Below are 24,626 nucleotides of genomic sequence, written 5' to 3' on the forward strand. Positions count from 1 at the left end.
CCCGGAGAGGGAAGGGTTCGCTTCAGGTTTCAGGCGGTGAGGAGACCGCTTGCCTTTGGGAGGAACATATGAAGAGGGTTTCGATTGCTGCGGCCGTCGCGTCGCTGGCCGTTTCCACCATCCTGGCTGCTCAGGCTCCGGCATCTGCCGCCGACACGCTGCGCTGCAAGGACGGTGAGACCTACATGATGAACGTCATGGTGTCCTCGCATCCTTACTGGGTGCCGGTTTACCAGGGCTTCAAGCAGGCTGCTGCGGCCTTCGGCTGCAAGACCGCATTCTCCGGCACGCCGGAATACGACATCACCAAGCAGGTTGCGTCCTTCGAGCAGGACCTCGTGACGAAGCCGGCCGGCATCCTGCTGCATCCGATGCAGGCTGATCCGTTCATCGAGCCGATCAATGCCGCCATCGACGCCGGCACCGCCGTCGTGACCTTCGCTGCCGACTCTCCGAAGTCCAAGCGCACCGGCTACATCACCTCGGACAACGTCGCTGAAGCCAAGTTTGCAGCTGACGAGATCGTCAAGCAGGTCGGCGGCAAGGGCGAGTACGCGGTTCTGGAAAACCCGGGCCAGTCGAACCATGACCTGCGCGTCACCGCCTTCATCGACTACATGACCGCCAAGTATCCGGACATGAAGCTCGTCGGTCGCCAGGCCACCAACCAGGACGGCACCGCGGCCTATCGCGCCACGGCGGCAATCCTGCAGGCGAACCCGAACCTGAGCGCGATGTGGATCCCGGAAGCCGGTTCGGCTGAAGGCGCTGTGACGGCCATCCTGGAAGCCAAGGCCAAGGTTCTGGTCATGCACGCCGACATCACCCCGACCACCCTTGACCACATCAAGGCCGGCAACATCCACATGGCGCTGAACCCGAACCAGGGCATGCAGGGCTTCATGGGCTTCATGGCCGTGTTCCTGGCAGCGCATGATGAAGTCTTCGATCCGTTCAACGACTACAAGGTCTCCGGCTACAATCCGGTCCAGATCCCGTTCGTCGACAATGGCTTCGCGGTCATCACCAAGGACAACGCCGACAGCTTCAATCTTGAAGCCTACATGGCAAACCGCGATCCGTACTGATCAGGTCACCTGATCAGGTCTGGTCCAGGCACTGGACCTGAACACCGGCGGGAGCCTCCCACTAGTTCCCGCCGGTGGCTCAATCAGACGAAAGCCGGCAGCAGACCGGCGTCAGGGTAGGAAGCCATGACCAACGATGTGATCCTGCGGATTTCCCGGGTTGCAAAATCCTTCGGCGCCATCAAGGCCCTTCGCGGTGTCGACTTCGAGCTGCGGCGCGGCGAGATCCACGCCCTGGCCGGCGAGAACGGTGCTGGCAAGTCGACCTTGATGAACATCATCGACGGCATTCTTCAGCCCGACAGCGGCGAGATCGTCTTCGACGGCAAGCCGGTCCGCATTTCCTCGCCGACGGAAGCCCAGGAGATGGGCATCGGCTTCGTGCACCAGGAAATCGCCCTGTGCCCGGACGTGTCCGTTGCCGAGAACATTTTCATGGCGGCCACCAACACCAGCCGCCGCTTCCTGATGGATTACCGTGCCCTGCAGCGCAAGGCGCGCGAGATCCTCAGCGAACTGACTGACATCGATCCGGCCACGCTGGTGAGCCAGCTGTCGATTTCCAACCAGCAGCTCGTCGAGATCGCCAAGGCGCTGACGCTCGACTGCCGCGTCCTCATCCTGGATGAACCGACAGCGGCGCTGACGGAAAAGGAAGCACAGTCCCTTTTCGCGATCATGCATCGCCTTGCCGAGCGTGGCATTGCCATCATCTACATCTCGCACCGGATGGTGGAGATCTTCGACCATTGCGACCGGGTCTCCGTGCTGCGCGACGGCCAGTCGATCTGCACCTACAACGTGGCCGAGGTCGGCCCGCGTGACGTGGTCAACGCGATGGTCGGGCGTGTGCTCGACACGCTCTATCCCGACAAGCAGAGCGAGGACGAAAAGTCGGACGAGGTCGTCCTCAAGGTCGCCAACCTGTCGGATGCCCGCACATTCTCCGATGTGTCCTTCGAACTGCGCCGCGGCGAGATTCTCGGCTTTGCCGGTCTCATCGGCTCTGGCCGCAGCGAGATCGTCCGGGGCATCTGCCGTCTCGAGGGTGAGGCCGCCGGAACCGTCTCCCTGTGCGGCCAGCAACTCAATCTGCGCCATTACCAGGACAGCATTGCCGCCGGCATGGTCTACCTGTCCGAAGATCGCAAGGGCGACGGCGTGTTCCTCGACATGTCGATCGCATCGAACGTCTCCGCTCTCGCGGTGGAACAGGTCGCAAGCCGCTTCGGCATCATTGACAGGGGCAGGGAAGACACCCAGGCCGGCACGCTCGGCCGTCGCCTCAACCTCAAATGTGGCGGGCTCGCGGATCCGGTGTCCTCGCTGTCGGGGGGCAATCAGCAGAAGGTGGCGATCGCCAAGATGCTGTCAGTCAACCCGCGGCTGATCTTCCTGGACGAGCCAACCCGCGGCGTTGACGTCGGCGCGAAGGCCGAGATCCACCGTATCTTGCGCGATCTCGCCCGTTCCGGCGTCGGTATCCTCGTGATCTCCTCGGAATTGCCGGAACTGATCGGCGTCTGCGACCGCGTCCTGGTCATCCGCGAAGGACAGATCAGCGGCGAAGTGACCGGCGCTGACATGACAGAAGAAAACATTATGCACCTCGCTGCGGTGCACGAACGACAAGTAGCCACAGCCTGAGGGAGGGCAAGGTGCAGAAGACCATGGAAATGGCCACTCCGGCCACGGCCGCCCCGGCGGTCAACCCGGTGATGAAGCTTCTCCGCATGCGTGAGACGGGGCTCATCGTCATCATCATCGCGATGTTCGTCGTGATGTCCTTTGCCTCGCCCTACTTCCTGACCTGGGTCAATATCCGCGCCATGGTGATGGCCTTTGCGGTCGAAGGCATCGTCGTCGTCGGCATGACGATCCTGCTCATCTCCGGCGGTATCGATCTCTCGGTGGGCTCCGTCACGGCGCTGGCGATGGTCGTTGCCGGCTGGCTGTTCCTGCAAGGGGTTGATCCCTGGGTGGCCTCCGCCATGGCCATTGGCCTGGCAACGGCCTGCGGTGCCTTCATGGGCTTCTTCGTCACCCGTGTCGGTCTGCATCACTTCATCGTGTCGCTGGCCGTGATGGTGATCGCCCGCGGTATCTGCCTGCTCTTCACAGGTGGCCGTCCGCTTGGCCTCTATTCCCTGCCGCCGGAATTCAAGTTCATCGGCCAGGGCACCATCGGCCCGATCCCGCTCGTGATCCTGATCTTTGTCGTGGTCGTGATTGCCTTCGACTTCCTGCTCCGCCGCACGGTCATGTTCCGCAAGGTGTTCTACACCGGCTCGAACGAGAAGGCCGCTGCCTATTCGGGCATCCGCACCAAGCGCGTGGTGTTCCTGACGACCACCTTGTGCTCGGCCCTGTGCGGTGTTGCCGGTGTCATCTACATGGCCCGCTTCGGCTCTGCCCAGCCCACCTTCGGCCTCGGCATGGAACTGAACGTCATCGCCGCAGCCGTCATCGGCGGGGCGAGCCTCAAGGGCGGCTCCGGCACCATCTTCGGTGCGATCCTGGGTGCGGTGCTCCTCTCGGTTGTCTCCAGCTCCCTGGCCCTGCTCGACGTGTCTGTGTACTGGCAGGACATCATCCGCGGCACCATTTTGCTGACCGCGGTGACGATCGACCACTATCTCGGCAAGAGCCGCAAGTGACGGCAAGGCGGAGCGACGACCATGGCTGAGCGCAACCTCGACTTTGAACTGGCCCGGCAGATCCACACGGTGCTCGTGCTGCACTTCCTGGAAGGTCTGAAGCAGTTCGAGATCGCTGAGAAACTCAACATGTCCACCTCGAAGGTGAACAGGCTGATCACCCAGGGCCATCGTCTCGGCATGGTCAAGATCAGCATCGAAAGCCCGTTTGCCCGTCTGACCGATCTGGAAAGCCAGCTGGTCGGCGCGACGGGGCTGGGCACGGCCGTCGTCGCCCCCACGGTGTCCGGCAATGCGGAGACCACGCTCAAGCAGGTTGGCCTGGCTGCGGCCAATCTGCTGCTCGAAAGCCTGCGTGATGGCGACGTGCTTGCCATCACGGGCGGCAAGGCCGTCAGTGCCGTGGTGGACAACCTCAATCCCGAGCAGGAGCTCGACATCACTGTCGTGCCCCTGACCGGCGGGGTTCAGGGCAAGTACTACACCGACGTCAACCACCTGGTGACGCGGATGGCCGAACGCCTCGGCGGCAAGGCCATGCTGGTGCATGCCCCGCTGTTTGCCGAAAGCCGGACACAGCGCGACATGGTCAAGAACATGGCGCCCATCAAGGAAGTCTTCGACCTTGCGCGCAGTGCCACCGTCGCGCTCACCGGCATCGGTTCGATCGAGCCGCTCGGGTCAAGTTATTACGATCTCAACCCGCTGCCAGAATCGGATCGCAAGATGCTGGTCGGCCTCGGGGTTGCCGCTGAATTCATGGCCCATCTCGTTGGCGAGACGGGCGTCATTGCGGACTATGAGCTGAACTCCCGCCTGGTGGCCCTGTCCCCGTCGGAAATCAGCTCCTGCCGGAAAGTGATCGGCGTTGCCGCGGGCCTGCAGAAAGTGCGTCCCGTGCAGGCGATGCTGAACGGCAAGTTCATCAATTCATTGGTCATGGACGAGGAGGCGGTGTCCGCTCTTCTCGCGGAAATGGGAAGGATGAAGCATGTCGCGTGAAATGCTGACGCGCCAGATCGGCAGCTCCGGCATCGAGGCCTCGGCCATCGGTCTCGGCACATGGGCCATCGGCGGCTGGATGTGGGGTGGCACGGACGAGGCTGCGGCCATCGAAGCCATCACCGTCTCGCTCGACGAGGGCGTCACCCTCATCGACACCGCTCCGGCCTATGGCAAGGGTCTTGCCGAGGAGATCGTCGGCAAGGCGCTGAAGAGCCGCCGCGACAAGGCCGTGATCGCTACCAAATGCGGCCTCGTCTGGCACACCCAGAAGGGCAACCACTTCTTCGACTATGACGGCAAGCCGGTGCACCGCTACCTCGGCCGCGACGCCATCGTCTACGAGGTCGAGCAAAGCCTGAAGCGGCTTGGCACCGACTATATCGATCTCTACATCACCCATTGGCAGGACCCGACCACGCCCATCGCAGAGACGATGGCGGCTCTGGAGGACCTGAAGAGCCAGGGCAAGATCCGGGCAATCGGCGCCAGCAACACATCGGTTGCCGAGGCCGAGGCCTATGTCGCTGCCGGACAGCTCGATGCGCTGCAGGAAGAGTACAGCATGGTCAAGCGCGACATCGAGACGTCGCTGCTGCCTGTCTGCATCCGCAGCAACGTCGCCATGCTGAGCTACTCGTCGCTTGCCCTGGGGTTGCTCAGCGGCACCGTCGGACCTGACCGCGTTTTTACCGGCGACGATCAGCGCAAGGACAACCCGCGCTTCTCGCAGGCCAACCGCGTCAAGGTTGCGGAACTGATGCAAGAAATCGGTCCGATCGCCGAAGCACACGCGGCAACCAAGGCCCAGGTCGTCATCGCCTGGACGCTCAGCCAGCCCGGCATCACCTTCTCGCTTTGCGGCGCGCGCAACGCCGCCCAGGCGCGAGAGAACGCCGCTGCCGGCCGCATCCGCCTGCGTGAGCATGAGGTCGCAACCATCAGCAAGGCTGTCGAACGCCACCTGGTCGGCCTCGACGCCTGACAGCACGGCACCACGTCAATCACAGGGAACGCCGGACCGGATGGTCCGGCGAAGGGTGAAGTCATGTCTGCGCAACGGCAGGAACTGATTGATCGGGTCCGGGCGGATGGTGCCTTCGACGTGCTTGTCGTCGGCGGCGGCATCAACGGCCTCGGTGTCTACCGGGAACTGGCGCTCCAGGGGCTGAAGGTCCTGCTGGTCGAGCGCAACGATTTCTGTTCTGGCTGCAGCGCCGCACCGTCACGGATGATCCACGGCGGCCTGCGCTACCTGGAGAACGGCGAGTTCGATCTCGTCAAGGAGTCGCTTGAGGAGCGCGATGCCCTGCTGCGCAATGCGCCGCATATGGTCCATCCGCTGCCGACAACGATCCCGATCACGACACTGTTTTCCGGACTGTTCAACGCGGCCAAGACGTTTCTCGGCGGCAAGAGCAAGCCATCGGCCCGCGGCGCGCTGCCGATCCGCATTGGCCTCACCCTTTATGATCTGGTCACGCGGCGGCGCCGCCTGTTGCCCAGGCACAGCTTCCGCTCGGCCCGCGCGACCTTCGCCCAGTGGCCGGCCCTGCTGCCGTCCTTGAAATACTCCGCCACCTACTACGACGCCTGGATCTCGCACCCGGAGCGCCTCGGCCTTGAGCTTGTTCTCGACACGGCAACGTCATCGGCGGCCTCCGTCGCGCTGAACTATGCCGAACTGTCATCGAGCCCCCAGGGTTTCCATGTGACCGATCACGAAACCGGAGAGGTGCTCAGCGTCAAGGCAAAGGCGATCGTCAACGCCACCGGTGCGTGGCTCGACGAAGCGATCAACCAGCTCGCCGCTCCGGATCCCCAGCGCAAGCCGCTGGTCGGCGGCACCAAAGGCTCGCATCTGATCCTCGGCAATGCGGCACTGCGCGATGCGCTCGGCGGCCACATGATCTACTTCGAGAACAGCGACGGCCGCGTCTGCATCGTGTTTCCCTATCTCGGCAATGTGCTGGCCGGGTCGACGGATCTGCGGGTCGACAAGCCGGAGCGGACGCGCTGCGAGGCGGACGAGCGGGACTACATCCTCAATTCGCTTGGCCTGATCTTTCCCGGAATTCCCCTGTCAGAGGCCGACATCCTCTATTCCTACAGTGGCATCCGGCCGCTGCCGGTCAGCGACCAGGACTTCACCGGCCGCATTTCGCGCGGTCACTTCACCAAGCGTCTGGCTGGCACTGAAAGCGGTCGGCCACCGCAGTTCTGCATGGTGGGCGGCAAGTGGACGACCTTCCGCGCCTTCGCCGAACAGGCGGCCGATCAGGTGCTGGCCGAGCTCGGCCACGCGCGGCGGCTCGGTACGCACAACCTGCCGATTGGTGGCGGCGCAGACTTTCCCAAGTCTGGTGCCACGCTCGCCGGATCGCTTCAGGCCGAGTTCAATCTAAATGCCGCCCGTGCCGCCCATCTCGCCGGTACCTATGGCACCCGGGCCCGCACCTTCCTGCGCTTTGCGGCCGGGCGGTCCGATGACACGCCGCTGGCAGATGGCGTTCCCGTGACCGGTGCCGAGATCGTCTGGCTGCTGCAGGGTGAACATGTGCTGCATCTGTCGGATCTCGTCTTGCGCCGCACCGCGCTTGCCATCACGGGCGGGATTTCCGGCGCGTTGATCGAGGCCATCGGCGCGATCATGGCGCGCGAGCGCGGCTGGTCGGCCGCCCGCACCGGCCGTGAATGCGAGGCCCTGCGGCATGAACTTGCCACCTATCACGGCGTCAGCGCCGAAACACTTGACCAGAGATCCCTGAGGAGGACCAAGGAATGCGTGTGAGCAACAAGGCCCGGATGAACCGGCTGTTCCGCAACGGTGGCTGTCTGGACGTTGCCATTGATCACGGCGTCTGCAACGAGCCGTCCTTCCTCGTCGGCCTTGAAGATATGGCTGGTGTCATGGACACCTTGATCAAGGCTGGCCCGGATGCCATCCAGTGTGCCTACGGCCAGGCCGACCTCCTGCAGCGCCGTCCGGAACGCGACAAGCCGGCCCTCGTCATGCGCATCGACATGGGCAATCCCTACAATGCGCAGCGCCACCGCGTCATGTGGTCCATGCTGCAGAACCGGCACGAGCCGATCATCGGCGCGCTCGAGATGGACGCGGCCTGCGTCGTGGTGAACCTGTTCATGCTGCCGGACGAGCCGGAGCTGTTCCGCCAGTGCGTCGAGAACATTTCCCGCGTCCGGGCCGATTGCCAGAAGTACGGCATGCCGCTCATGATCGAGCCGCTGGTGATGCTGCCCAATGACGTGCGCGGTGGCTATCAGGTGGATGGTGACGTGGAGAAGATCGTGCCGCTCGTCCGTCTGGCCAGTGAAATGGGAGCGGACATCATCAAGGCGGACCCGACCGAGAACCCGGAAGACTTCCACCGTGTCATTGAGGCTGCCCGCGTGCCGGTGCTCGTGCGTGGCGGTGGCAAGGAAGACCTGAAGGTGGTGCTGGCGAAGTCGGCCGCGCTGATGCGCCAGGGCGCGCAGGGCATGGTCTATGGCCGCAACATCTACCAGCATGCCAACCCGAAAGCCGTCGTCTCGGCGCTGATGGCGATCATCCATCAGGGCGCGGACGGCGAGGAAGCCTGGGATGTCTACAACCGTGGCTGAGGCGGCGACCTATCTTCTCGGCCTTGATGCCGGCAACACGGTCATCAAGGCCGTGCTGTTCGATCTGGAAGGACGCCAGATCGCCATGCATGCGATCGACGGCACCTCGTCGATCCCGGCGCCCGGCCATGCCGAGCGCGATCTGAACGAACTCTGGGCCACGGCCCAGGTTGCCATTCGCAAGACCATCGAGATGGCGGGGATCGATCCCCGCCGCATCGCCGCGATTGGCTGCGCCGGTCACGGCAACGGGCTCTATCTGGTCGACGCGGCCGGCGAGCCGGTCGTCGGCATCCAGTCGCTCGACACCCGGGCGGCCGGCCTGTCGGCGAGCCTGTCTGCTGCCAACGGCGATGCGCTGCACCGGCTCTGCCTGCAGAAGCCATGGCCGTCGCAGACCCCGGTCCTGCTGGCCTGGATCAAGCAGCACAGGCCGGAGCTCTACGCCCGCGCCGCGACGCTGATGCTGTGCAAGGACTTCATCAACTTCCGCCTCACGGGGGATCGCACCAGCGACATCTCGGACATGTCCGGCTGCGGCCTCCTGCGTCTGCCGGAGGCTGTCTATGACCGCGATCTCCTGGCGCTCTACGGGCTGGACGACGCGGAGGGCCTGCTGCCGCGCCTGGTCGATCCGGCCGCGGTTGCCGGCCGGGTGACGGCAGAAGCTGCCGCTGTTACAGGCCTTGCCGAGGGCACGCCTGTGGTGGGCGGCTACTTTGACGTGGTCTCCAGCGCGCTCGGCTCCGGCGTCGTCAATGCCGGCGAGGCGTCGATCATCGCCGGCACCTGGTCGATCAACCAGGTCTTTTCCGCCGCGCCCGTCGTCGATGACACTGTCTTCATGGTCACCGCCTTCGGCCCGAGCCGCTTCATCAACATCGAGTCCAGCGCCACTTCGGCCGCCAATCTCGAATGGTACGTGCGCAGCTTCGTCGAACGCGGCCACCACCATGACGATCCCTTTGGCCACTGCAACGACCTGATCGCCGCCGTCACGCCGGCGGAAGATGATCCGATGTTCCTGCCGTTCCTTTACGGCTCCGGTCAGGGGGCAGGCTACCGCGCCGGCTTCTTCGGGCTCGCCGGCTGGCATGGCGAGGGGCATGTGCTCCGCGCCCTGTTCGAGGGCGTGATGTTCGAGCATCGCCGTCACATCGAGGTGCTGCGCGATGCCGGCGTCCGCTTCGGGTCTGCCGTCCTCTCGGGCGGTGGCTCGCGCAGTCCCGTCTGGCCGCAGATGTTTGCCGACGGGCTCGGCGTGCCGCTGACCGTGGCCGAGGCCCGCGAGACCGGCGCTCTTGGGGCGGCCATCGGCGCGGGCGTCGGGGCAGGGGTCTTTGCCACCTACGAGGACGGCGTTGCCGCCATGACCCGGCCGAAGGCCAGCTTCACGCCGGATCCGGCCATGTCGGCCCATTACGACCGCCGCTATCAGCGGTTCCAGGCGCTGGTCGCAGCCCTGAAACCGTTCTGGACGGCACCCTGACCCAGACAGACATCCCCGGGGCTTTCCCCGGGGACCAACGCCCGGAGCCTTGCGCCGGACCGGCCCCTGCCCGCACGCCTGCGGGCCGGGCAGGGCCGCCGTTTGCTCCCTTGGCGGCAACAGACCGGATGGACGATCATGACCCAGGCCGAGGCCCTTGGCGGTTCCTTTGACTACATCATCGTCGGTGCAGGCACGGCGGGCTGCGTTCTCGCCAACCGCCTCACCGAGGACGGCAAGAGCCGTGTCCTCCTGCTGGAGGCCGGCGGCTCGGACAATTACCACTGGATCCACATCCCGGTCGGATACCTCTATTGCATCGGCAACCCGCGCACCGACTGGATGATGCGCACGGCGTCGGAGCCCGGCCTCAATGGCCGCAGCCTTGCCTATCCGCGCGGCAAGGTTCTGGGCGGCTGCACCTCCGTCAACGGCATGATCTACATGCGCGGCCAGGCGGCCGACTATGACCACTGGCGCCAGCTGGGAAATCCCGGCTGGGCCTGGGATGACGTGCTGCCCTATTTCCTCAAGTCCGAGGACCATCACGCCGGCCGGACCGACCTGCACGGGTCCGGCGGCGAATGGAAGGTCTCGCGCCAGCGGCTCACCTGGGACATCCTCAAGGCGGTGCAGCAGGGCGCTGCCGAGTTCGGCATCCATCCGCGCGAGGATTTCAACGACGGCTCCAACGAGGGCACCGGCTTCTTCGAGGTCAACCAGAACAAGGGCGTGCGCTGGAACACGGCCAAGGGCTTCCTGCGCCCGGCGCTGAAGCGCAGCAATCTCACCCTCATCACCCACGCCGAGGTCGAGCGCCTGCTGCTGGACGGCACCCGCGTCACCGGCCTTCGCTTCCGCCACAAGGGCAGGGCGCATGTCGTGCAGGCCGGCCGCGAGGTCATCCTCGCCGCCGGTGCGATCAACACACCCAAGGTGCTGGAACTCTCCGGCATCGGCGATCCGGACGTGCTTCGCCCGCTCGGCATCCCCGTCACCCATGCCGCCCCCGGCGTCGGCAAGAACCTGGAGGACCATCTGCAGATCCGCACCGTGTTCAAGGTCCATGGCGCGCGCACGCTCAACACCCTGGCCAACAGCCTTGCCGGCAAGGCCTGGATCGGGCTGCAGTATCTTGCCGCGCGCAGCGGACCGATGAGCATGGCGCCGAGCCAGTTCGGCATGTTCACCCGCTCCGATCCGTCGCTGGAAACGCCGGATCTCGAATATCACGTGCAGCCGCTCTCCACCGACAAGCTCGGCGATCCGCTGCATCCCTTCCCGGCCATCACGGTCTCGGTCTGCAACCTCAGGCCCGACAGCGTCGGCACCTGCCACATCGCAACCGCCGACCCGGCCCGTCAGCCCGATATCCGGCTCAACTATCTCTCCACCGCCAATGACCGGGACGTGGCCGTGCGCTCGATCCGTCAGGCCCGGCAGATCATGTCGGCCAAGGCGCTTGCCCCTTACCGCCCTGAAGAACTGCTGCCAGGACCGGCCGTCGGCACCGACGACGAGATCCTCTCCGCCGCCGGCAACATCGCCACCACCATCTTCCATCCCGTCGGCACCTGCCGCATGGGCACGGATCCGGCCGCCGTCGTCGACCCGAAGCTGCGCTTCAACGGCCTCTCCGGCTTGCGCATCGTCGACGCCTCGATCATGCCGAAGATCGTCTCCGGCAACACCGCCTCCCCGGTCGTCATGATCGCCGAAAAAGCCGCGGACATGATCAAGGCCGGGTGAGGTGAGATTTCCGGAGGCTTCTTCGCTTCAGCGCGTAACGGTCGCCTTGATTGAAAAGACCTGTTTCGGGTGCTATTTAGAGACCACTCAAGGAGGCTCGAAATGGCGCATCACATTCATGCATCGACCACAGCCAGCATCTCGGAGCTGAAGAAGAACCCGATGGGAACCGTTGCAGCTGGTGAAGGCTTTCCCGTTGCGATCCTCAACCGCAACGAACCCGCGTTCTATTGCATTCCGGCAAAGACCTATGAGGCCATTCTGGAGCGTCTTGAGGATCTGGAGTTGAATGCTATCGCGGATGCGCGGGCGGACCAGGCCATCCATAAGGTGACGCTGGATGACCTATGAGCTCGCCTTTCTGGACGAAGCCCTGAAGGAATGGCGCAAGCTCGACAACACTATCCGGGATCAGTTCAAGGCCCGGCTTGCGGACAGACTGCAGAACCCGAAGGTCCCCTCGGCTCGTCTGCATGGCGCCAGCGACCGTTACAAGATCAAGTTACGCAGTGCGGGCTATCGGCTGGTCTATGAGGTTCGTGACAGCCAGCTTCTGGTCCTCGTTGTGGCTGTCGGCAAGCGTGAACGCAACGAGGTCTACAAGATCGCCGCCCGCCGCAAGGGGGAGTGAGGGCCCGGGCGCAAGGCTGGATCCCTCTGTTGAAGCCGCTTGCGAGCGCCTCACCCGATCCGCGCGGTGATGCTGCGGGTGCGGCAGTAGGACAGGAGCCCTTCAAGGCCCTTTTCGCGCCCGAATCCGGAGCGTTTTGTGCCGCCGAAGGGCACCTCTATGCCGCCGGCGAAATACTCGTTGATGTAGATCTGCCCGGCGTCGATCCGGCGCGCGAGCCTGTTCGCCTTGGCAAAGTCGCGCGTGAACACGCCGGCGACGAGGCCGTACTGGCAGTCATTGGCCAGCGCCAGGGCATGCTCCTCATCTTCGGCCACCTGTACCGTCAGCACCGGACCGAAGATCTCCTCGCGCACCACTTCGTCGTGCGGGCTCGCCCGGTCGATGATCGTCGGCGTGTAGAACCAGCCCTTGGCCGTTTCCGGGTCCGTTGCCGTTTCCCCGCCAGTTGCAATCTCCAGCCCGGCAGCGCGGGCGCGGTCGACGAAACCGGCGATCTTGCCAAGATGCGCGGCCGAGTTCACCGGTCCCATGTCTGGCCGTCGCAAGCCGTGGCCTAGGCGCAGAGCCCTCGCCCGTCGCACCAGATCCTCGACAAATCCGGCGTGGATGCCGCGCTGGATGACCAGCCGTGAGCCCGCCGAACAGATCTGCCCGGCGTTCTCGAAGATCGCGCCCATGACATTGGCCAGCGCCTGGTCCCGGTCGGCATCGTCCAGCACGATCACCGGCGACTTGCCGCCCAGTTCCAGAACCACACGCGTCACGTGCTCGGCGGCCGTCCGCATCACCGTCTGGCCCGTGGGCACCGAACCGGTGAAGGTGATGTGATTGACGCCCGGGTGGCGCGTCAGTGCGGCCCCGATTTCACCGCCCGTTCCGGTGATGACGTTGCACACGCCAGCGGGAACTCCGGCCTCGTGCAGGATCTCCGCCAGCAGCAGCGCGGTGAACGGCGTCTGCTCTGCCGGCTTGGCGACAACGGTGCAGCCGGCGGCCAGTGCCGGAGCAATGCCTCGGGCCGCCGTCGAGAGCGGATAGTTCCACGGAATGACATGCGCGGTCACGCCCACCGGCTCGTGGATCGAATAGCCGAGATAGTCAGGCCCGAGCGGAAAGCTGTCGCCCTGAAGCTTGTCGCAGGCGCCGGCGTAGTACTCGAAGGTGCGCGCGGCGCCGCGCACATCACCGATAGCCTCCTGCAGCGGCTTGCCACTGTCGAGGCTTTCGGTCACGGCGAGACGATCGAGGTGTTGCAGGATCAGCTGCGAGGCCCGCTGCAGGATGCGTCCGCGCGCAGCCGGCACTGTGTCGCGCCAGCTCGGAAAGGCCCTGGCCGCGCTCGCTACCGCCTGATCGGCGTCCGCCTCGGTGCCCGCTGCAAATTCGGCAAAAGCCTCGCCCCGGCCCGGGTCGAAGCTTTCCATCATCCGCCCGGCAGAGGGCGCGGTGAAGTGGCCGTCGATGAAATGTCCCTTCGGCAGTCCGGCCAGCGTTCCGCTGCGCAGGACCTCTTCAGCCAGTGCCTCCAAGCCAGACATCACTTCGCTCCCAGTTCGCTGATCCGGTAGCTGGAGCGCGCCAGCCAGTCCGGATTGATCTCGATGCCCCAGCCGGGCGCGTCCGTCACGGTGGCATGGCCATCGACAATGTCATAGGGCGAGTTGGAGAACAGGCCGTACTGCCACGGGTAATAGTCCGCTTCCTCGATGGAGAATTCGAGATACTTCCCGGGGTTGGGGATGGCGCGCAGCAAATGCATGGTGAACAGCGTCACCAGCGACCAGTTCGCTGCATGCGGCGTGCAGGGGATGCCGGCGGCATGGGCCATCTCGGCCACTTTCATGGTCCGCCACATGCCGCCAAGATAGCACACGTCCGGCTGGATGATGTCGACCACCCGGCCATCGATCATCCGCTGCCAGTCGACCAGCGAACAGTCCTGCTCGCCACCGGTGACATCAATATCCAGCGCCTCGGTGACCTGCCGCGTCTGGTCATAATGCCAGTAGGGGCAGGGCTCCTCGTAATGCGAGATGCCGTTGTCTTCCAGAAACCGGCCGATCTCGATGGCCTTGGCGGGCGAATAGCAGGAGTTGGCGTCCACCAGCAGGCTGGTATCGTCGGCGAAGGTCTTGCGGATGAGCGGAACAATCTCCTCGGTCCGGCCCGGCCACTCGTCGCGGTCATGGCCGCACTCCGACCCGATGCGGAACTTGAAGGCATCAAAGCCGAACTGGTCCTGCAGCTTTTTCAGGCGCTTGGCCTCATGCTGGGGCGTGATGTCCCGCTTCATTGACGAGGCATAGGCCCTAATCTTGCCAGGCGTGCCGCCAAGCAGCTCGCAGACCGGCTTGCCCTCCAGCTTGCCGCGCAGGTCATAGAGCGCCGTGTCGAGCCCGCCCATTGCCCGGCGCAGGTAGGAGCCGGGGAACTTGTGCTCCCTCTCTGGGATGATCTGCATCAGATGGGCGATGTCGAAAGCGTCCTGGCCCAGCGCGTAAGGGGCGACCTGCCGATGCACCACCTGTGCCGTGATATCGGCGTAATAGGGTGCGACCTGGCCCCATCCCTGGGCGCCGGTCTCCGACGTCACTCGGACGAAGCAGACGAATTCGTTGGTGAACGTTTCGATCGCCTTGATTTTCATGGGGTCAACTCTCGACGGGCTTTGGCCTGGGGGCGGCCTTGATGCTTCGGTCAAGAGCCTATCCGGAATTGGTCTTGATATAAGATCCGCTTTGGGCAAAATCGCATACCAATTTGGAGGGGAGCCATGAAGCGTCATGCCGGGGCGGTGCTGTCGTCGATCAAGATCGACAAGGGGGCCGAGAAGAAGATCTCGATCCAACTTTACATGGCGCTACGTGATTTGCTGCTCAACGGGGGGCTTGCGCCGGGCGAGCGCCTGCCGGCAACGCGAACCCTCGCCGAGGAGATCGGCGTCTCCCGCACCACGGTGATCGATGCCGTCGAGCGGTTGGTGTCGGAGGGGCTGCTGGAGGCGCGGGTCGGGTCCGGCACCTATGTCAGCGAGGCGCTGACCGGGCGTCTGGAGCCGAAGCCGCTGCCGGCCGGCGACACGGCGATCAAGGCCATTCCGCGCCTGTCCCACGCCACGCGTCACGCCATTCCGGAATTCGTCCGGCGCACGCGCCTGCCGCACAAGTCCCAGGCCTTCACCACGGCGCTGCCGGCGCTCGATGCCTTTCCAATGGCGCAATGGGCCAAGCTCTCGGCCCGCCACTGGCGCAAGGACCGGGACGACATCATGGGCTATGGCGAGCCCTTCGGCTATGCCCCGTTGCGGGCTGCCATCGCGCGCCAGCTCAACGCCTCGCGCGGGATCAAATGTGCACCGGAGCAGATCTTCATTACCAATGGTGCGCAGCGGGCCTTCTCGCTGATCGGCGGCATGCTCGTTAATCCGGGCGAACCCATCTGGTTCGAAAACCCCGGTGCCATCGGTGCGCGCAATGCCTTCGTTGCCATCGGCGCCATCCCCATCCCGGTGGCAGTCGACCAGGAGGGGCTCTGCGTCCAGGATGGTCTTGCCAAGGCACCGCACTTCCGGCTGGCCTTCGTGACCCCGTCGCACCAGCAGCCGCTCGGCCATGTCATGAGCCTGCCGCGCCGGCTGGCGCTCCTGAAGGCGGCCAGTGAAGCCGATGCCATGATCGTCGAGGACGATTACGACGGTGAGTTCTATTACGGTGACCAGCCGCCACCGACCCTCAAGAGCATCGACACCCACGGCCGGGTCATCTACGTCGGCACCTTCTCCAAGTCGCTGTTCCCCTCGCTCCGGCTTGGCTATGCCCTGGTGCCGGACGGGCTGGTCGAGAGCTTTGAGCGCATCAGTCAGACCTGGCTCAGCGGTGTCCCGACCGTGACGCAGGCCATCGTTGCCGAGTTCATGGATGAGGGCATGTTTGCCACGCATATCCGCACCATGCGGCAGATCTACAAGGATCGTCACGATCTGCTGATTTCCGCGGCCCAGCGCCTGTCCGGGCGCATTGACCTGCAGCCGACCCAGAGCGGTTTCCACGCCGTCGGGATGCTTGCGCCCGGTCTCGAGGAAGCAGACATTGTCGAGAAGGCGCGGCAGGCCGGGATCGCGATTGCCGGCCTTGGCCGTTACACGGTCGCCCCCATTGCCGAACGCGGTCTGGTCTTCGGCTTTGGCTGCGCCGCTCCCGATGACATCCGCAAGGGGCTGGATACACTGGACCGCCTGCTGCGGTGATGTGCCCGCAGAAGTGGACTGCAAGAATATCTGCAATGGATATATTTTGCAGACCAATCGGCCCTTAGGCTTTTGGTCGAGACAGCCGAGAGTGCGTCTGTTGCATTGAAGGGAGGAAACAATGCATACCAGAACAATGCTTGCAGGTTTGCTGGCGGCCACGATGCTGGCCGGCGTGAGTGGTGCCAATGCCGAAACGCTGCGGATTCTCACCTGGGGCTCCTATGCTCCCGATGAGCTGATCCAGAAGTTCGAGGCCGAAAATCCGGGCATCGATGTCGAGGTCACCTACTCGAACAACGAGGAAATGATTGCCAAGCTGCGTGCCACCGGCGGCTCCGGCTTTGACCTTGCCCAGCCCAGCCACGACCGCATCTATGCCGCGCAGCTCGAATACGGCATCTACAAGCCGCTCGACCTGTCGAAGATCGACACCGGCGTGATGGAAGCCAAGCTGCTTGATGGCGTGAAGGCCAACACCACGATCGAGGGCAAGGTCTACGCCGTGCCGCACCAGTGGGGCACGTCCGGCCTGATGGCCGACAAGTCCAAGGCGCCGAACCTCAAGGGTTGGGGCGATCTCTGCGACCCGCAGTACAAGGGCAAGACGTCGATGCGCCTGCGCCGCACGATCCTGCTCGGCACGGCCTTCGCCATGGGCGAGGATCCGTTCGCGGCCTATGCGGATCTGGCCAAGTACCAGACCATTCTCGACAAGGTCGCTGACAAGCTCATCGCCTGCAAGGACAACATCAAGGCCTACTGGAACTCGGGCGATGACCTCAGCGCCATGATGCTGTCGGGTGAAATCGTCGCCTCCGAGACCTGGGACTCCACCGCGTTCAAGCTCTACGACCAGAACAAGAACATCGTCTTCGTGCCGCCGGCCACCGGCGCCCTGGCCTGGATCGACACCTTCGCCATTCCGGCAAAAGGCGCGGCGGATGACGCGGCCTACAAGTGGATCAACTTCGTCCTGCGTCCTGAGAACGTGACGCTGATGTCCGCCAGCACCGGCGCCATCGCGGCGGTCAAGGGCGGCAAGGATCTGCTGCCGGCCGACAAGAAGGCCGCCGTCAACGCGTCCTTCACCGATGCCGACATCGCCAACCTGAAGTTCTTCGCCAACATCCCGTCGGGCGTGGAAGACATGGAAGGCAAGACCCTCGAGAAGATCAAGGCTGCCACCGGCGGCTGATCGCGGGCATGGTCTGCAGCTGCGCGCGTCCCGTGTGCGCAGCTGCTTCTCTTTTCCGCCCCGCCTCCCTGACGCGCGGCGCGTGATCGCGGCAGCCTATTTCTTGCTGTCCCTGTCGTTCCTTCTCGCATGGCTTCCGATATGACGATGTCCCAGGTTCCTGATCTCGAATGCACTGACATTGCCAAGTCTTTCGGCGCCTTTCGCGCGGTGAAGGACATTTCCTTCGAAATTCCCAGTGGCTCGTTCTTTTCCATTCTCGGGCCGTCCGGCTGCGGCAAGACGACCCTGATGCGCATGATTGCCGGGTTCGAGGAGCCGACCAGCGGCGACATCCGCATCAAGGGCCATTCGGTTCTGGGCACGCCGCCGAACCGGCGCAACGTCAAGATGGTGTTCCAGCATCTGGCGCTGTTCCCGATGATGAATGTCTTCGAAAACATCGCCTATGGCCTGCGCTGCAAGGGCGTTGCCAATGCTGAAATCCGGCGCAAGGTTCACGATGTGCTGGAGCGCATCGCCCTGCCGGACGTGGCGGAGCGGGAGATCCACCAGCTTTCCGGCGGCCAGAAGCAGCGCATCGCCATTGCCCGCTGCATGGTGCTGGATCCGGATGTGCTGCTGCTCGATGAACCCCTCGGCGCGCTCGACCTGAAGCTGCGCGAGGCCATGAAGATCGAGCTGAAGCTGCTGCAGCACCAGTTCAACACCACCTTCATCTACATCACCCACGACCAGTCCGAAGCCCTCGTCATGTCCGACCGGGTCGCGATCATGAACCAGGGCCGCTTCGAGCAGATCGGTGCGCCGCAGGAGCTGTACCACCATCCGAAGACGGCCTTCGTCGCCGGCTTCGTCGGCGACAGCAACCGCTGGTCCGGCAAGGTGCGGGTGAGCGACGGCACGGGTGGCCGCGTCGAGACCCTGCAAGGATTGCAGATGGCCTTCACCGCAGCCGGTGGCCAGGCCGTTCGCGATGGGGAGGCGGTCGAGATCTTCGTCCGGCCCGAGTTCATCCGCACGCACCGCAAGTCCGCAGGACCTGCAGCAAACGCGCCGGACGAAAACCGGATGGACGGGTCCGTCGAAAGCCTGCTGTTCAACGGCGCCAACAGCCGCGTTCTGGTGCGCAGCGACCATGGCGAACTGATCGAGGCCGACATCACGCTGACCGGCGACAACGATGTCCGTCCGGGCGAGGCCGTCACGCTGCTCTGGTCGGCCCGTCACGCCATGTGCTTTGCCGGCGGAGGGGCCGGCTGATGCTGCAAAAGGATTTCAAGCGGCTGGTGCTGATCCTGCTGTTCACGCCCTTTGCGCTGTGGATCAGCCTGCTGATCATTCTGCCGCATATCGGCATGATCCGCCTGTCCCTGCGCGAGAAGGTTGCTCCGCGCGTCTATGAGTTCGGCTTCGGCCATTACATCGACTTCCTGCAGGAGCCGATCTACTGGAACACGCTGCTGCGCACCGGCTCGATGTCGCTGCTGGTCACGGCGCTGGCGCTGCTCATCGGCTTCCCGATTGCCTATTACATCGCCAAGCTCGCCGGCAATCGCACCCGCGGCGCGCTGTTCCTCCTGTGCCTGGTGCCACTCTGGGTCAGTGATCTCATCCGCGCCTTCGGCTGGATCCTGCTGCTGCGCGAAACCGGCGTGCTGTCTTCGTTCCTGCAGTGGACTGGCGTCGTCAGCGGCCCGGTCGAGTTTCTTTACAACGACGTCACCGTCGTCGTCGGCCTCGTCTACACCGTCATGCTGTTCATGATCGTGCCGCTGGTCTCGACGCTCGATGGCATGGACAACGCCATGATCGAGGCCGGCTACAATCTGGGCGGCAACGGCTTCACGGTGCTGCGGCGGATCATCATCCCCTATGCCATGCCCGGCATTGTCTCGGGCTGCATCGTCGTCTTCATGTTGACGGCCGGGTCCTATCTCACACCGATCCTTCTCGGCGGCAAGAACTCCAGCTGGTTCACCGAACAGATCTACAATCAGTTCATCACCCGCTTCAACTGGGAGGCGGGGGCCGCCTTCGGCATGCTGTTGCTGCTGTTCACGTCGCTCGTCATCTGGCTGGGTCTCAAGCTCAGCGGCCAGACCCTGGCCAACACCGTCGCTCGAAGCTGAGGGAGAGGCAGGATGCTGCGCACCAATCGGCTAACGCCCTTCCTCCTTGGCTATCGGCTCTACGTCGCGGTCTTCTTCCTGTTTCTCGCCGCGCCCCTGGTGGCCGCTGCCGCCTTTGCCTTCAACGACAGCCTGTTCCCGGCCTTGCCCTGGCAAGGCTTCACCCTCGACTGGTTCTTCAATCCGACCGAGCCCAAGCGCGGCATGTTCTATGACCGGCGGCTGCTCAGCGGCCTCTACTACTCGTTCGTCATCGCCTCCTGCGTCGCGGTCCTGTCGGTGGCCTTCGGTACGACCAATGCCTTCCTGTTCGTGCGCGGTGATTTTCCGGCGAAGAACTTCTTCTACATCCTCATGGTCGTGCCGCTGGTCATTCCGGGCGTCATCCTGGGCATCTCGATCCTCGTGCTGGCCAGCGACACGGCCAATGCTCTCGAAGGCGCGCTGGGCATGGAGCTGAGCTTCCTGAGGCCCGGGCTGTTCCTGGTGGTCCTCGGCCAGTTCTCCTTCATCACCACCATCGCCTCCCTGGTGATCACCGCGCGGCTGAAGAAATTCGACGCTGCGCTGGAGGAGGCTGCGCTCAACCTCGGCGCCAGCCGGCTCCGGGTGCTGACCACGATCACGCTGCCGTTCCTGCGGCCGGCCATGATCGCCTCCGGCATCGTCGCTTTCCTGGTGTCGTTCGAGAATTTCAACACGACCCTGTTCCTGGTGGGCTCCGACGCTCCGCTGACCATCACCATGTACGACCGCATGGCCAAGGTCGGCTCGACGCCGGTCCTCAATGCCGTGTCGGTCTTCCTGATGCTCGGATCTGGACTGCTGGCGCTGGTTTCCATCCTCGTTCAACGCGACAAGACGGCGCGATAGGCCATCATGCAAGAGTTTGACTTCATCATCGTGGGGGCCGGGTCTGCCGGGGCCGTGCTGGCCGACCGGCTGTCGGAAAGCGGCCGCTTTTCCGTCTGCGTGCTCGAGGCGGGCGGCTCGGACCTCAACTTCTGGATCTGGATGCCGATCGGCTACGGCAAGGCCTTCTACAATCCCGCGATCAACTGGATGTACCGCACCGAACCCGATCCCGGCCTCGATGACCGCACCGGCTACTGGCCGCGCGGCAAGGTGCTCGGCGGTTCCAGCTCGATCAATGCCATGGTGTATATCCGCGGCCAGCATGACGACTTCAACGACTGGGCCGCCATGGGCAACCCCGGCTGGGGCTGGGACGATGTGCTGCCCTATTTCAAGCGCAGCGAGACCAATGCCGCCGGAGGCGATGCCTATCGTGGTGACCAGGGCCCCTTGCATGTCATGACCCCCGCGCGGGATCTGCATCCGCTCTGCGACGTGTTTCTTTCGGGCTGCGAACAGGCCGGCTTCCGCCGCAACCCGGACTTCAACGGTGCCTCGCAGGAGGGCGTTGGCCTCTACCAGATCACGGCCAAGGGCGGCTTTCGCATGTCGACGGCCAGGGCCTATCTGGCGCGGGCGCGCCGGAGGTCCAATGTCACCGTCCTCACCCATGCCCATGCCACGCGGATCGAGCTTGAGGGCCGGCGTGCGGTCGGCGTGACCTTCCGCCGGGGGGCGGAGGAACTGCGCGTCAACGCCCGGCGCGAGGTCATCCTCAGCGCCGGCGCGGTGAACTCGCCGCAGCTGTTGCTGCTCTCCGGCATCGGCGCGGGCGACAGCCTGCGTGCAAAGGGCCTTGAGGTCCGGGTGGAGCGCAAGGGCGTTGGCCGCAACCTGCAGGACCATCTCGGGCTGGATTATCTCTACCGCTCCCGGGTGCCGACCCTCAACGACCAGCTCCACCCCTGGTGGGGCAAGCTGTGGCAGGGGCTGCGCTACGTCCTGACACGGCGCGGCCCGCTGTCGCTCAGCGTCAACCAGGCCGGCGGCTTTGTCCGGTCCTCGCCGGAAGCCGCTCGGCCCAACATGCAGCTCTACTTCTCGCCGGTCAGCTACACCAAGGCGCCGAAGGGCAAGCGGCCGCTGATGAACCCGGATCCGTTCTCCGGTTTCCTGCTCGGCTTCCAGCCGACACGGCCAACCAGCCGCGGGTCTATTGGCCTCAGGTCCAACGACCCGATGGACGCGCCGGAAATCCACCCCAACTCTCTCGCCACCGTGCAGGATCAGGTGGAGATGGTCGAGGGCTGCCGCCTGATGCGCCAGATCGCCGCCTCACCGGCCATGCAGTCCGTGATCGAGACGGAAATCGTGCCGGGGGCCAAGGTCGAGAGCGATCTCGACATGCTGGCCGATGTGCGCGCCCGCTGCTCCACCGTGTTCCACCCGGTCAGCGCCTGTCGCATGGGCCCCGATCCCGACGTGGACGTGGTCGACAACCGGCTGCGAGTCTATGGCGTCGAGGCCTTGCGCGTCATCGATGCCTCGATCTTTCCGACGGTCACCTCGGGCAACACCAACGCGCCCACCATCATGGTTGGCGAGAAGGGGGCAGACCTTGTCCTCTTCGACCACCGCGCAAGCTGAAGGCCACCCATGACCCCAGCCATGGCTGCAACCGATGCCCTGTTCGCACCCGACTTCAAGCCAGAGCCCTACTGGTGGCATTCTGGTTCCGGCAAGGGCAATGGTCCCGACCTCAGCCTGACGCCGCTGCCGCCCGAGGCCGATGTGGTCATCATCGGCGCCGGCTACACCGGGCTCAACGCCGCGCTGCAGACCAGCCGGGAAGGGCTGTCGACGCTGGTGCTGGACGCGGAATCCGCCGGCTGGGGCTGCAGCACGCGCAACGGCGGTCAGGTCTCGACCAGCGTCAAGCCGTCCTTTGCCGCGCTCTCCCGCAAGCATGGCCCGGACATCGCCCGTGCCATTCTTGAGGAAGGCCAGGCATCTCTCGATTACATGCATGCGCTGGTGCGGGATGAGGCGCTCGACTGCGGTTTTGCCGAGGTCGGCCGCTTTCACGGCGCGCACAAGTCGCATCTCTATGACAGCCTCGCGCGTGACTGTGCCGCGGGCCATCCGGTCTGGAAAACCGGTGCCTATATGGTGCCGAAAGCCGAGATGGCGCGGGAGCTGGGCACCGCCGCCTATCACGGCGGCATGGTCTTTCCGCGCCATTGCAGCATCGATGTCGGCCGTTACCATCCGGCCCTGCTCGCCCGTGTGCTGGCCGCCGGTGCCCTTGTCAAAAGCCATTGCCCGGCAACGCGGCTCGAGCGGCAGGGCAGCGGCTTTGCCGTGACAACGCCTGCCGGCACCATCCGCGCCGGCAAGGTCATTCTTGCCACCAACGGCTATTCCCGGCCGCTGTCCCCGCATCACCAGCGCCGCATCATCCCGATCGGCTCCTATATCATCGCCACCGAGGAATTGCCGCAGGCCCTGGTCGACCGCCTGTTCCCGACCGACCGCATCCTCTCCGACACGCGCAAGCTCGTCTATTACTACCGCCTGTCGCCGGACCGCCGCCGCGTTCTCTTCGGCGGCCGCGTCTCCCTCAGCGAGACCGACCCGCGCATCAGCGCCGTCACCCTGCACCGCGACCTTGTCGCCCTGTTCCCGGAGCTTGAGCCCTACCGCATCAGCTACGCCTGGATGGGTTTTGTCGGCTACACGTTCAACACACTCGCCCATTGCGGGGAAGACAAAGGCCTCTATCACGCCATGGGCTATTGCGGGGCCGGCGTTGGCATGGCCAGCTACCTCGGCATGCGCATGGGCCGCAAGGCCGCCGGCCGCGAAGCCACCCCGTCCGCCTTCGAACGCCTCCCGTTCCCCACCCGCCCCCTCTACACCGGCACCCCGTGGTTCCTCACCCCGTCCGTGTTGCTCTACCGTTTGCGTGACCGGTTCGGGGTGTGAGGGGGCAACCAAATCGACACGTTCTTCTTTATTGAAATGTACGTCATTGCGGCGTACATATTGTGGCATGGAGTTTGCGGAGAGCGGCCATGCTCGCGTTCGATGACATCATCAAGGACATTGACGAGCGCGCAAGCGAGCGGATGAACTTCCGCACCAAGCCGCATATCAAACAGACGATCCAGCGCGCGGCTGCGCTCAGTGGCGTCGATGACAGCGTGTTCACGATGAATGCGGCCTATCAGTCCGCACTGGCAACCATTGCCGCGCATGAGCGCACCAGCCTCGCCGCCGCCGATCATGCTGCCTTTTTCGAGGCCCTGGATAATCCGGCACAGCCCACCGAACAGCTCAAGCGCGCCTTAGCCCGCCATAAGTCGCGCGTCCTGTCGAAGTGACTGACAGCGCCTCCCGGCAATACCTCATCGAGCTGTTCGATCCGGAGAAGCACGACCGCACAGGCTTTTGTTGCGGTGTCACGCAGGTCGACAATTTCTTCAGGCGCACGGCCAACAAGCTGGCGAAAGCGGACAATACGCGCGTCTATGTCATGACCTCGCCTGAAGCCGACCTGATTGGCTTCTATGCGCTCAATGCCCACACGATTGACTATGGCGAACTGCCGCCCCGGTTTGCCCGAACCCGTCCCGCGCATGGCTTCATCCCCGCAGCGTTTCTGGCCATGATCGGGGTGGACCAACGCTTCTCGGGTCAAGGGTTTGGCGGTGACCTCTTGGCCGATGCACTCCGCCGCATCGTCCTTGCCGCCGATCACATCGGCATCGCTGTCGTGATCCTTGATGTCCTGGACGACGGCAACGCCGACCTTGTCACCCGGCGGAGCAAGCTCTACGCCGGCTACGGATTCCAACCCTTGCCATCAAATCCGCTGCGCATGTTCCTGCCAGTGGGGACCGCGCGTATGCTGTTTGATCTGTGAGGGCTGACCTGCCACTCTGGCGTCCAG

23 protein-coding genes are annotated in these 24,626 nt (G+C 64.4%); 20 read left to right on the plus strand and 3 right to left on the minus strand.

Features of this window, described 5'->3' with window-relative positions:
• Positions 1 to 68: 68 nt before the first annotated feature.
• Both OVA12_RS03925 and OVA12_RS03930 read left to right on the plus strand, forming a co-directional pair.
• Entirely contained in the window at positions 69 to 1,088 is a 1,020-nt protein-coding gene (locus OVA12_RS03925) for a substrate-binding domain-containing protein (RefSeq protein ID WP_268134684.1), read from the plus strand.
• Positions 1,089 to 1,214: 126 nt separating this feature from the next.
• The gene (locus OVA12_RS03930) at positions 1,215 to 2,735 is read left to right on the plus strand and encodes a sugar ABC transporter ATP-binding protein (protein WP_268134686.1); all 1,521 of its coding nucleotides are present in this window, start codon (positions 1,215 to 1,217) and stop codon (positions 2,733 to 2,735) included.
• On the opposite strand, the gene OVA12_RS23945 is transcribed toward OVA12_RS03930, so the two are convergent.
• On the minus strand, positions 2,689 to 2,823 hold the full coding sequence (locus OVA12_RS23945) for a twin-arginine translocation signal domain-containing protein (protein WP_442793806.1): 135 nt from the start codon (positions 2,821 to 2,823) through the stop codon (positions 2,689 to 2,691). The two genes, OVA12_RS03930 and OVA12_RS23945, sit on opposite strands and share 47 nt — an antisense overlap.
• Here OVA12_RS23945 and OVA12_RS03935 point away from each other — a divergent pair.
• From OVA12_RS03935 to OVA12_RS03975, 9 genes are all read left to right on the plus strand, one after another.
• Complete coding sequence (locus OVA12_RS03935; RefSeq protein ID WP_268136999.1) at positions 2,765 to 3,745, plus strand: ABC transporter permease; 981 nt, start codon at positions 2,765 to 2,767, stop codon at positions 3,743 to 3,745. The genes OVA12_RS23945 and OVA12_RS03935 overlap by 59 nt on opposite strands.
• Before the next feature lie 21 nt (positions 3,746 to 3,766).
• Complete coding sequence (locus tag OVA12_RS03940) at positions 3,767 to 4,747, plus strand: sugar-binding transcriptional regulator (protein ID WP_268134688.1); 981 nt, start codon at positions 3,767 to 3,769, stop codon at positions 4,745 to 4,747.
• Positions 4,737 to 5,732: an aldo/keto reductase gene (locus tag OVA12_RS03945; RefSeq protein ID WP_268134690.1), complete on the plus strand. Its 996-nt coding sequence runs from the start codon at positions 4,737 to 4,739 to the stop codon at positions 5,730 to 5,732. The genes OVA12_RS03940 and OVA12_RS03945 overlap by 11 nt, the downstream gene beginning before the upstream one ends.
• 63 nt (positions 5,733 to 5,795) lie before the next feature.
• On the plus strand, positions 5,796 to 7,538 hold the full coding sequence (locus tag OVA12_RS03950; RefSeq protein ID WP_268134692.1) for a glycerol-3-phosphate dehydrogenase/oxidase: 1,743 nt from the start codon (positions 5,796 to 5,798) through the stop codon (positions 7,536 to 7,538).
• The gene (locus tag OVA12_RS03955; RefSeq protein ID WP_268134694.1) at positions 7,529 to 8,371 is read left to right on the plus strand and encodes a class I fructose-bisphosphate aldolase; all 843 of its coding nucleotides are present in this window, start codon (positions 7,529 to 7,531) and stop codon (positions 8,369 to 8,371) included. The genes OVA12_RS03950 and OVA12_RS03955 overlap by 10 nt, the downstream gene beginning before the upstream one ends.
• On the plus strand, positions 8,352 to 9,860 hold the full coding sequence (locus tag OVA12_RS03960) for an FGGY-family carbohydrate kinase (RefSeq protein WP_268134696.1): 1,509 nt from the start codon (positions 8,352 to 8,354) through the stop codon (positions 9,858 to 9,860). Before OVA12_RS03955 ends, OVA12_RS03960 begins: the two co-directional genes overlap by 20 nt.
• 138 nt (positions 9,861 to 9,998) lie before the next feature.
• Complete coding sequence (locus OVA12_RS03965; protein WP_268134698.1) at positions 9,999 to 11,609, plus strand: GMC family oxidoreductase; 1,611 nt, start codon at positions 9,999 to 10,001, stop codon at positions 11,607 to 11,609.
• A gap of 102 nt (positions 11,610 to 11,711) precedes the next feature.
• Entirely contained in the window at positions 11,712 to 11,960 is a 249-nt protein-coding gene (locus tag OVA12_RS03970) for a type II toxin-antitoxin system Phd/YefM family antitoxin (RefSeq protein WP_268134700.1), read from the plus strand.
• The gene (locus OVA12_RS03975) at positions 11,950 to 12,240 is read left to right on the plus strand and encodes a type II toxin-antitoxin system RelE family toxin (RefSeq protein WP_268134702.1); all 291 of its coding nucleotides are present in this window, start codon (positions 11,950 to 11,952) and stop codon (positions 12,238 to 12,240) included. Before OVA12_RS03970 ends, OVA12_RS03975 begins: the two co-directional genes overlap by 11 nt.
• 50 nt (positions 12,241 to 12,290) lie before the next feature.
• Here OVA12_RS03975 and OVA12_RS03980 read toward each other — a convergent pair whose 3' ends face one another.
• Positions 12,291 to 13,781: an aldehyde dehydrogenase family protein gene (locus OVA12_RS03980; protein ID WP_268134704.1), complete on the minus strand. Its 1,491-nt coding sequence runs from the start codon at positions 13,779 to 13,781 to the stop codon at positions 12,291 to 12,293.
• Complete coding sequence (locus OVA12_RS03985; protein ID WP_268134706.1) at positions 13,781 to 14,890, minus strand: mandelate racemase/muconate lactonizing enzyme family protein; 1,110 nt, start codon at positions 14,888 to 14,890, stop codon at positions 13,781 to 13,783. The genes OVA12_RS03980 and OVA12_RS03985 overlap by 1 nt, the downstream gene beginning before the upstream one ends.
• A 126-nt stretch (positions 14,891 to 15,016) precedes the next feature.
• Between OVA12_RS03985 and pdxR the strand changes: the two genes are divergently transcribed.
• The 9 genes from pdxR (at position 15,017) to OVA12_RS04030 (ending at position 24,599) form a co-directional block, all read left to right on the plus strand.
• Positions 15,017 to 16,489: a MocR-like pyridoxine biosynthesis transcription factor PdxR gene (gene pdxR, locus OVA12_RS03990; protein ID WP_268134708.1), complete on the plus strand. Its 1,473-nt coding sequence runs from the start codon at positions 15,017 to 15,019 to the stop codon at positions 16,487 to 16,489.
• A gap of 121 nt (positions 16,490 to 16,610) precedes the next feature.
• Positions 16,611 to 17,687 (plus strand): extracellular solute-binding protein, encoded by a 1,077-nt coding sequence (locus OVA12_RS03995; RefSeq protein WP_268134710.1) that lies wholly within the window; start codon positions 16,611 to 16,613, stop codon positions 17,685 to 17,687.
• 147 nt (positions 17,688 to 17,834) lie between these two features.
• A complete protein-coding gene (locus tag OVA12_RS04000) occupies positions 17,835 to 18,950 on the plus strand; it encodes an ABC transporter ATP-binding protein (protein WP_268134712.1) in 1,116 nt (371 codons plus the stop codon).
• Positions 18,950 to 19,819, plus strand: a complete 870-nt coding sequence (locus tag OVA12_RS04005) for an ABC transporter permease (protein WP_268134714.1) — start codon at positions 18,950 to 18,952, stop codon at positions 19,817 to 19,819. The genes OVA12_RS04000 and OVA12_RS04005 overlap by 1 nt, the downstream gene beginning before the upstream one ends.
• A gap of 12 nt (positions 19,820 to 19,831) precedes the next feature.
• Positions 19,832 to 20,692, plus strand: a complete 861-nt coding sequence (locus OVA12_RS04010) for an ABC transporter permease (RefSeq protein ID WP_268134716.1) — start codon at positions 19,832 to 19,834, stop codon at positions 20,690 to 20,692.
• Positions 20,693 to 20,698: 6 nt separating this feature from the next.
• Positions 20,699 to 22,321: a GMC family oxidoreductase gene (locus OVA12_RS04015; RefSeq protein ID WP_268134718.1), complete on the plus strand. Its 1,623-nt coding sequence runs from the start codon at positions 20,699 to 20,701 to the stop codon at positions 22,319 to 22,321.
• 9 nt (positions 22,322 to 22,330) lie between these two features.
• Positions 22,331 to 23,659, plus strand: a complete 1,329-nt coding sequence (locus tag OVA12_RS04020; protein WP_268134720.1) for an NAD(P)/FAD-dependent oxidoreductase — start codon at positions 22,331 to 22,333, stop codon at positions 23,657 to 23,659.
• An 89-nt stretch (positions 23,660 to 23,748) separates the two neighbouring features.
• A complete protein-coding gene (locus OVA12_RS04025) occupies positions 23,749 to 24,057 on the plus strand; it encodes a type II toxin-antitoxin system TacA family antitoxin (RefSeq protein WP_268134722.1) in 309 nt (102 codons plus the stop codon).
• Positions 24,054 to 24,599: a GNAT family N-acetyltransferase gene (locus OVA12_RS04030; RefSeq protein WP_268134724.1), complete on the plus strand. Its 546-nt coding sequence runs from the start codon at positions 24,054 to 24,056 to the stop codon at positions 24,597 to 24,599. Before OVA12_RS04025 ends, OVA12_RS04030 begins: the two co-directional genes overlap by 4 nt.
• The last annotated feature ends 27 nt before the right edge of the window (positions 24,600 to 24,626 follow it).

Source organism: Pannonibacter sp. SL95 (assembly GCF_026672425.1).
In the GTDB taxonomy this organism is placed as follows: Bacteria; Pseudomonadota; Alphaproteobacteria; order Rhizobiales; family Stappiaceae; genus Pannonibacter.

What these genes read in the sequence shown, in the direction of transcription:
- OVA12_RS04000 (WP_268134712.1), top strand. Translation starts at nt 17,835, where the DNA reads ATGTCCCAGGTTCCTGATCTCGAATGCACTGACATTGCCAAGTCTTTC.
- OVA12_RS03970 (WP_268134700.1), top strand. Translation starts at nt 11,712, where the DNA reads ATGGCGCATCACATTCATGCATCGACCACAGCCAGCATCTCGGAGCTG.
- OVA12_RS03960 (WP_268134696.1), top strand. Translation starts at nt 8,352, where the DNA reads ATGTCTACAACCGTGGCTGAGGCGGCGACCTATCTTCTCGGCCTTGAT.
- OVA12_RS03940 (WP_268134688.1), top strand. Translation starts at nt 3,767, where the DNA reads ATGGCTGAGCGCAACCTCGACTTTGAACTGGCCCGGCAGATCCACACG.
- OVA12_RS03935 (WP_268136999.1), top strand. Translation starts at nt 2,765, where the DNA reads ATGGCCACTCCGGCCACGGCCGCCCCGGCGGTCAACCCGGTGATGAAG.
- pdxR (WP_268134708.1), top strand. Translation starts at nt 15,017, where the DNA reads ATGAAGCGTCATGCCGGGGCGGTGCTGTCGTCGATCAAGATCGACAAG.
- OVA12_RS03965 (WP_268134698.1), top strand. Translation starts at nt 9,999, where the DNA reads ATGACCCAGGCCGAGGCCCTTGGCGGTTCCTTTGACTACATCATCGTC.
- OVA12_RS04005 (WP_268134714.1), top strand. Translation starts at nt 18,950, where the DNA reads ATGCTGCAAAAGGATTTCAAGCGGCTGGTGCTGATCCTGCTGTTCACG.
- OVA12_RS23945 (WP_442793806.1), bottom strand. Translation starts at nt 2,823, where the DNA reads ATGCGGAGAAGCTTCATCACCGGGTTGACCGCCGGGGCGGCCGTGGCC.
- OVA12_RS03955 (WP_268134694.1), top strand. Translation starts at nt 7,529, where the DNA reads ATGCGTGTGAGCAACAAGGCCCGGATGAACCGGCTGTTCCGCAACGGT.
- OVA12_RS04015 (WP_268134718.1), top strand. Translation starts at nt 20,699, where the DNA reads ATGCAAGAGTTTGACTTCATCATCGTGGGGGCCGGGTCTGCCGGGGCC.
- OVA12_RS03950 (WP_268134692.1), top strand. Translation starts at nt 5,796, where the DNA reads ATGTCTGCGCAACGGCAGGAACTGATTGATCGGGTCCGGGCGGATGGT.
- OVA12_RS04020 (WP_268134720.1), top strand. Translation starts at nt 22,331, where the DNA reads ATGACCCCAGCCATGGCTGCAACCGATGCCCTGTTCGCACCCGACTTC.
- OVA12_RS03925 (WP_268134684.1), top strand. Translation starts at nt 69, where the DNA reads ATGAAGAGGGTTTCGATTGCTGCGGCCGTCGCGTCGCTGGCCGTTTCC.
- OVA12_RS03975 (WP_268134702.1), top strand. Translation starts at nt 11,950, where the DNA reads ATGACCTATGAGCTCGCCTTTCTGGACGAAGCCCTGAAGGAATGGCGC.
- OVA12_RS04025 (WP_268134722.1), top strand. Translation starts at nt 23,749, where the DNA reads ATGCTCGCGTTCGATGACATCATCAAGGACATTGACGAGCGCGCAAGC.
- OVA12_RS04010 (WP_268134716.1), top strand. Translation starts at nt 19,832, where the DNA reads ATGCTGCGCACCAATCGGCTAACGCCCTTCCTCCTTGGCTATCGGCTC.
- OVA12_RS03930 (WP_268134686.1), top strand. Translation starts at nt 1,215, where the DNA reads ATGACCAACGATGTGATCCTGCGGATTTCCCGGGTTGCAAAATCCTTC.
- OVA12_RS03945 (WP_268134690.1), top strand. Translation starts at nt 4,737, where the DNA reads ATGTCGCGTGAAATGCTGACGCGCCAGATCGGCAGCTCCGGCATCGAG.
- OVA12_RS03985 (WP_268134706.1), bottom strand. Translation starts at nt 14,890, where the DNA reads ATGAAAATCAAGGCGATCGAAACGTTCACCAACGAATTCGTCTGCTTC.
- OVA12_RS03980 (WP_268134704.1), bottom strand. Translation starts at nt 13,781, where the DNA reads ATGTCTGGCTTGGAGGCACTGGCTGAAGAGGTCCTGCGCAGCGGAACG.
- OVA12_RS03995 (WP_268134710.1), top strand. Translation starts at nt 16,611, where the DNA reads ATGCATACCAGAACAATGCTTGCAGGTTTGCTGGCGGCCACGATGCTG.